The organism is Rhodococcus sp. O3 (genome assembly GCF_048897285.1).
Lineage (GTDB): Bacteria > Actinomycetota > Actinomycetes > Mycobacteriales > Mycobacteriaceae > Rhodococcus.
Window position 1 is genome coordinate 1 of the sequence record NZ_JBMBTE010000192.1, and the last position, 6,210, is coordinate 6,210.

General features: G+C 70.1%; 5 protein-coding genes and 1 tRNA gene. 2 read left to right on the top strand and 4 right to left on the bottom strand.

All coding sequences use genetic code 11. From position 1 onward, the window contains the following. Positions 1 to 56: 56 nt before the first annotated feature. Positions 57 to 129 (bottom strand) — tRNA-Asn (locus ACN675_RS27050). A gap of 151 nt (positions 130 to 280) precedes the next feature. Here ACN675_RS27050 and ACN675_RS27055 point away from each other — a divergent pair. Next, positions 281 to 526, top strand: a complete 246-nt coding sequence (locus ACN675_RS27055; RefSeq protein ID WP_420753753.1) for a hypothetical protein — start codon at positions 281 to 283, stop codon at positions 524 to 526. Positions 527 to 530: 4 nt separating this feature from the next. Here the strand turns inward: ACN675_RS27055 and dnaG are convergent, their stop codons facing one another. The 3 genes from dnaG to ACN675_RS27070 are packed head-to-tail and all read right to left on the bottom strand — an operon-like array spanning position 531 to position 4,461. Then, positions 531 to 2,444 carry a DNA primase gene (dnaG, locus tag ACN675_RS27060; protein ID WP_420753754.1) on the bottom strand — a complete coding sequence of 638 codons (1,914 nt, stop codon included), beginning with the start codon at positions 2,442 to 2,444 and terminating at the stop codon, positions 531 to 533. Positions 2,445 to 2,471: 27 nt separating this feature from the next. Beyond that, a complete protein-coding gene (locus tag ACN675_RS27065; protein WP_420753755.1) occupies positions 2,472 to 3,743 on the bottom strand; it encodes a deoxyguanosinetriphosphate triphosphohydrolase in 1,272 nt (423 codons plus the stop codon). 25 nt (positions 3,744 to 3,768) lie between these two features. Continuing rightward, a complete protein-coding gene (locus tag ACN675_RS27070; protein WP_420753756.1) occupies positions 3,769 to 4,461 on the bottom strand; it encodes a YdcF family protein in 693 nt (230 codons plus the stop codon). A 93-nt stretch (positions 4,462 to 4,554) separates the two neighbouring features. Between ACN675_RS27070 and ACN675_RS27075 the strand changes: the two genes are divergently transcribed. Further along, on the top strand, positions 4,555 to 6,210 hold a 1,656-nt coding region (locus ACN675_RS27075), incomplete at its 3' end, for a TPM domain-containing protein (protein ID WP_420753757.1).

The window sequence follows — 6,210 nt, forward strand, 5'->3', positions numbered from 1 at the left end:
GCGAACCCCGAAAGAACGAAGAACCCCACCCGATGATCGGGTGGGGTTCTTCTCTGCTCCCCCGGCTGGACTCGAACCAGCAACCGTTCGATTAACAGTCGAATGCTCTGCCAATTGAGCTACAGGGGATTGTCCTGCGGTGCTCCGCGGTTTCCCTCGGTGCGAGAAGAACTGTAGCGTTTCACCCTCCGCGGTACCAAATCGCCTGCATGTGGGCATGTGGCGCCCGATCGGGCAGGATGTACGCGACGCGCAGACACGGGTGGAAAGGACTCTCACATTGATCGGATTGTTGGTCGGGGTGGCGGCGGGATATGTGCTCGGAACACGCGCCGGCCGAGCCCGGTACGAACAGATCAGCAAGACCGCCAGGGCGGTGGCGGCAAGCCCCGTCACCAAGAAGGCCATCGAGGTGGGCCGTCAGAAGCTCGCCGACTCCATCAATCCGCAACCGAAGCTCGAACCGATGAAGCCGATCGACGAGCAGACGACCATCATGATTCCGCGTAATCAGCTGAAGCGATAGCAGCTCAGCCGGCCAACCCCTCGCCGGTGGCATCGCCGATGGCCTGGTCCAGCAGGCTACGGCGGTACTGCTCGAGCGCCACGAGATCGCCGAGCAGGGCATGGAATTCGTCGGACTCGGTGGCCGGTGAGATGCGCTGCAGCTTGGACTTGAGCTCGGCGACCTGCTCGCCCACCCAGACTTCCTGCAGCCGCGCGAGCACCCCACCGATGTAGCGCGGCATGCGCTCGTCGTCGGCGGGCAGCGGCTCGACGGCGAGCTCGCTGACCAGTGAATGTGCGACCGGGTCGGTCGCGGCCCGGCTCACGGCGTCGACCCATTCGGCGCCCCCGAGCCCGGCTCCTGTGCCTCCGGCGGCGGCGACGGCCTCGCGCACGGCGGCGTACGCGGGATCGGTGAACGTCTCCCCCGGCAGCGAGTCGAACACGGTGCCGGCGATCCCCGGATACTGCAGCGCCGCCTTCAACGCGTCGCGTTGCGGCCACAGCGACGGATCGTTCGGCCGCGGGCGCCGCAGCACCGTCGCCGTCGCCTCGGAAGTCGATGCCGCAGCCGCGCGGGTCCTCGCCTCCGGCGCTCGGCTACCGCGCCGCGCTTCCTCCTGCACGCGACGACGCACGGTCGGGATGTCGTCCCAGCCCACCCAGTGCGCGAGCTGCACCGAGTAGTTGTCGCGCAGCGAGCGGTCCTTGATGCGGGCGACGACCGGCACGCAGCGACGCAACGCCTCCACGCGACCTTCCGCGGTGTCGAGGTCGTGCTCGGCGAGAATCGACCGGACGACGAACTCGAACATCGGGGTGCGGCGGGCGACCAGATCCCGTACGGCCCCGTCGCCGCTGGCCTGGCGCAGTTCGCACGGGTCCATGCCCTTCGGCGCAATCGCCACGAACGTCTTGGCTGCGGTCTTCTGATCGCCCTCGAACGCCTTCATCGCCGCGGCCTGCCCGGCCGCGTCACCGTCGAAGGTGTAGATGATCTCGCCGCGGAAGTAGCTGTCGTCCATGAGCAGTCGCCGCAGCATCGACAGGTGTTCGTCGCCGAAGGCCGTACCACAGGACGCCACAGCGGTTTTCACACCGGCCAGGTGCATGGCCATCACATCGGTGTAGCCCTCGACGATCACCGCCTGATGCGATTTGGCGATCTCCCGTTTCGCGAGATCGAGGCCGAAGAGCACTTGGGACTTCTTGTACAACACCGTTTCCGGGGTGTTGACGTACTTCGCGGCGAGGGTGTCGTCGTCGAACAGCCGCCGCGCGCCGAAGCCGATGACGTCGCCGGCGAGATTGCGGATGGGCCAGAGCAGGCGGCGGTGGAATCGGTCGATGGGACCGCGGCGACCCTGCTTCGACAACCCCGCCGCCTCGAGTTCGGCGAACTCGAAGCCCTTCGACAGCAGGTGCTTGGTGAGCGCGTCCCACCCGGCGGGCGCGTAGCCGCAGCCGAACATCTGCGCGGCGGCAGCGTCGAAGTTGCGTTCGGTCAGGTAGTCGCGCGCTGCCTGGGCGTCCGGGGTGCGCAACTGCTCGGCGTAGAAGGCCTGCGCGGCAGCGTTCGCGGCGATCAGCCGGGCACGGGTACCGCGGTCGCGCTGGACGGACGGGCCGCCGCCCTCGTAGTTGATGGTGTAGCCGACGCGTTCGGCGCACTGCTCGACAGCTTCGACGAAGCTGATGTGCTCGATCTTCTGCAGGAACGAGTAGACGTCGCCGCCCTCGCCGCAACCGAAGCAGTGGAAATGGCCGTGGTTGGGCCGGACGTGGAACGACGGGGACTTCTCGTCGTGGAACGGGCACAGGCCCTTCATCGAGTCGGCACCGCCGCGTTTGAGGGCGACATAGTCGCCGACGACGTCCTCGATGCGAATGCGGTCGCGGATGGCCGCGATGTCTCTGTCGGAAATTCGGCCGGCCACGGGACGAGTCTAAGCGCTCGCCGACGCCTACCCCCAGCCCGCCTGCGCGGCCAGACTGTCCTTGTCGATCCGCTCCAGCCGCGACTCGGTGCACGAGGCGATCTGGTCGACGACGACCCGCACGCGCGCCGCGTCGTCCTTCGCGTCTTCCCATGCCGGGACGAACAGCGGATCGAGGCCGACGGGGGCGGTGCGCAGCAACCATTCGGCAACCCGATGGATGCGTTCACGCTGGCGTTCCTGCCGCTTGCGGTGCGCGCCGTCGGACATGACGAACTGCAATGCCATGGTCTTGAGCAGCGCGACCTCGGACGCGACGAGCGGTGGCACCACCAGGTCCGCGGCGTAGCGGCTGACCGGTTCACCGCCGGTGACCTCGCGGGTGCCGCTGATCGCGGCGGTGGCGTAGCGGCCGACGAGTTCGCTGGTGAGTCTCTTCAGAGCAACCGAACTGGCGAGAGTGCCGTCGTAGACGCCGACGCCGAGGATCACCGGCATCCGGGACAGCCGCTCGGCGGCCTCGACCAGTTCGTCCGGGATGAGGTCGGAGAACTCGCGCATGCCGACGTCGACGAGTCCCTGCACGGACGCCGGGTCGGACAGCACCCGCAGGTCGATGCGGCCGTCGATCACACCGTCCTCGACGTCGTGCACCGAATAGGCGACGTCGTCGGACCAGTCCATGATCTGCGCCTCGAGGCACTTCTTCCGGTCCGGCGCGCCCTCGCGGATCCACGCGAGGACCTCGGCGTCGTCGTCGTACGCGCCGAACTTCGCGCCGGGTCGCGGGCGGGTCCACGGATACTTGAGGGTCGCGTCGAGGGTCGCGCGGGTGAGGTTCAGCCCGGCGCTGTGCCCGTCCGGGTACAGGATCTTCGGCTCCAGGCTGGTCAGGATGCGCAGGTTCTGCGCGTTCCCCTCGAAGCCGCCGCAGCTCGCCGCGACCTCGTCGAGGGCCCGTTCCCCGTTGTGCCCGTAGGGCGGGTGCCCGATGTCGTGGGCGAGCCCGGCGAGATCGACCAGGTCGGGATCGGCACCGAGCCCCTCCGCGATGCTCCGCCCGATCTGCGCGACCTCCATCGAGTGGGTCAGCCGTGTGCGCGGGGTGTCGCCGTCGCGGGGCCCGACGACCTGCGTCTTGTCGGCCAGCCGACGCAGCGCGGCGCAGTGCTGGACACGCGCGCGGTCCCGCGCGAACGGGGTGCGTTCGGCCGCCGCTGCCTCCGCACCGGCGATTCCCGACCGCTTGGGGGCCTCGACGACGCGGCGCTCGAGTTCGTGTTCGGTGTAGCCCTGCATCCACCCTCCTCAGCTGCGCCGGAACTCACTGCGCGGCGGTGTAGGGGAAGTCCGCCGAGCCGTGCGTCAACTGGTACCAGACCAGGGCTCCGGTTTCCCGGGCGATGCCGTGGATCTGCGATTCGCGGGTGAACACTGCCGGTCCCGTCCGGGTCGGGGCGGTCCACGCGTCGAGCCCGGCGTCGCGCGCCATGGTGCGGGTCCGCAGCGAATGCCACGGATCACTGACCAGCACTGCCGACGACATGCCCCGCTCGTGCATCTCCCGGCTGACCGCCTCGACGCTGAGCAGCGTGTCGGTGCCTTCCTCGACCGCGAGGATCGCGTCGCCCGGCACCCCGCGCGACATCAGATAGTTCTTGCCGGCCGCGGCCTCGGTGTAGAGGTCGCCTTCCTGCTTGCCGCCGACGGTCACGACCGTGTCGGACACCCCGTTCTCGTACAGCTGCACGGCCTGTTCGAGCCGGGCTTCGAACACCGACGACGGTGTCCCCGAGTACTGGGCGGCACCGAGGACGACGATCGCGTCGGCGTGGCTCCAGTCATCGATTCTGGCGACCTGCCAGACCCGCACCGCGGTGCCGGCGACGACCGCGATCGCGGCAAGGATCACGCCGACCACGATCCGCCGGGTCCACCGTGCGAAACCCGCACCGACACCGCGACGCTCCGGAGCGGGCGGCGGGTTCGGCCGGGATCGGCGGGCTGCGGTACTCACCCCACGATTCTGCCAGCGCCCGCGCCGGGTTCGGTCGACGACGCGCCACGCACGCGCACACGCACCGCTCCCGCGACCGTTAGATTCGACGCCATGCCCGTGTACTCGTCCGCTGCCGCTGCGGCACCCACCCGACCGGTCCCCCGCCCGATCCTCGCGGCTGTGCCCGCCGTGCTGGCACTGCTGGCGCTGCTGTTGTGGCCCGGGGCCGCGTCCGCCGACACCCCGCTGCGCCTGCCCGGGCAGATCACCGACTCCTCCGGCGTGCTGGACGCGAACGCGAAGGCCGAGGTCCAGTCCGCGCTCGACCAGTTGTACGGCGACCATCAGGTGCAGTTGTGGGTCGCGTACGTGCCGAGCTTCTCCGGGATGTCCGGCGACGACTGGACCGAGGCCACGGCGAAGGCGAGCGGATTCGGACCGAAGACGGCGCTGCTGGCCGTCGCCACCACCGACCGCGATTACAGCTTCTGGGTGTCGAACGACGTGACCGACGTCTCCGACGCGGAGGTCGAGTCGATAGCCACGAACCAGGTGCGGCCGCAACTGGTGGAGGAGGACTGGGCCGGTGCCGCCATCGCCGCGGCCGAGGGCCTGGACGAGGCGCTCTCCCCCGCGTCGATGACGCCGCTGATCGTCGGCGGTGGTGTCGTCGTAGCCGGAGCGGGAGGCGTCTACCTGTACACGCGGCGGTCGAAACGCAAGCGCGCCGAGGCCGGCGCCCAGGCCGCGGCCGGAATCGACCCGACCGATACCGCCGCGCTGGCGGCACTGCCGCTCGACGTCCTCGATGCCCGCGCGAAGGACATCCTCGTCGACACCGACAACGCGGTGCGCACCAGCGCCGAGGAACTCGAACTGGCACGCGGCGAGTTCGGCGAGCAGGCCGTCGCCCCGTTCGCGACGGCCTTCGCCCAGGCCCGGGCCGCGCTCGCGAAAGCCTTCGAGATCCGGCAGCGCCTCGACGACGCGATTCCCGAGACCCCGCAGCAGCGCCGCGACATGCTCGTCGACCTGATCTCCACGTGCGGGCGCGCCGGGCGCGAACTCGACGCGCGGGTCACCGAATTCGACGGGATGCGAGATCTGCTGCTCGACGCCCCGGCCCGCCTCGACGCGCTGACCCAGCAGGTCGTGACGCTCACCGCGCGGGTGCCCGCGTCCGAGGCGGTACTGACCGCGCTGCGCGCCGAGTTCCCCTCCGAGACGCTCGCGCCGGTCGCGCAGAACACCGCGCTCGCTCGTGAGCAGCTCGCGTTCGCCGAGAAGTCCATCGCCGACGGTCGCGACGCGGTCGCGTTGCCGGTCGGGAAGCAGGGTCCGGCGGTCGGTGCGATCCGGGCGGCCGAGGGCGCGCTGACGCAGGCGTCGACGCTGCTCGACGGTGTCGATCACGCCGAGGCCGACATCCGGCACGCGATGGCGACGCTCCCCGCGGCGATCGCGGACCTGGAGCAGGGTGTCGCCGCCGCCGAGCAGCTCGCGGCGAGCGGCGGTACGGACCTGGCGAAGGCGAAGGCCGCGGCGACCGAGGCTCTGAGCCATGCGCGCGCCTCGCAGGCGACCGACCCTCTGGGCAGTTTCACCCGGGTCGTCGAGGCCGATGCCAGGCTCGATGCGGTGCTCGCCCGCACCCGTGAGGCGCAGGAACAGGCCGAGCGCGCCCGGCAGAAGCTGCAGCAGGATCTGACGGCCGCGCAGTCGCAGGTCACGTCCGCGGCCGACTTCATCGGCACGCGGCGCGGCGCG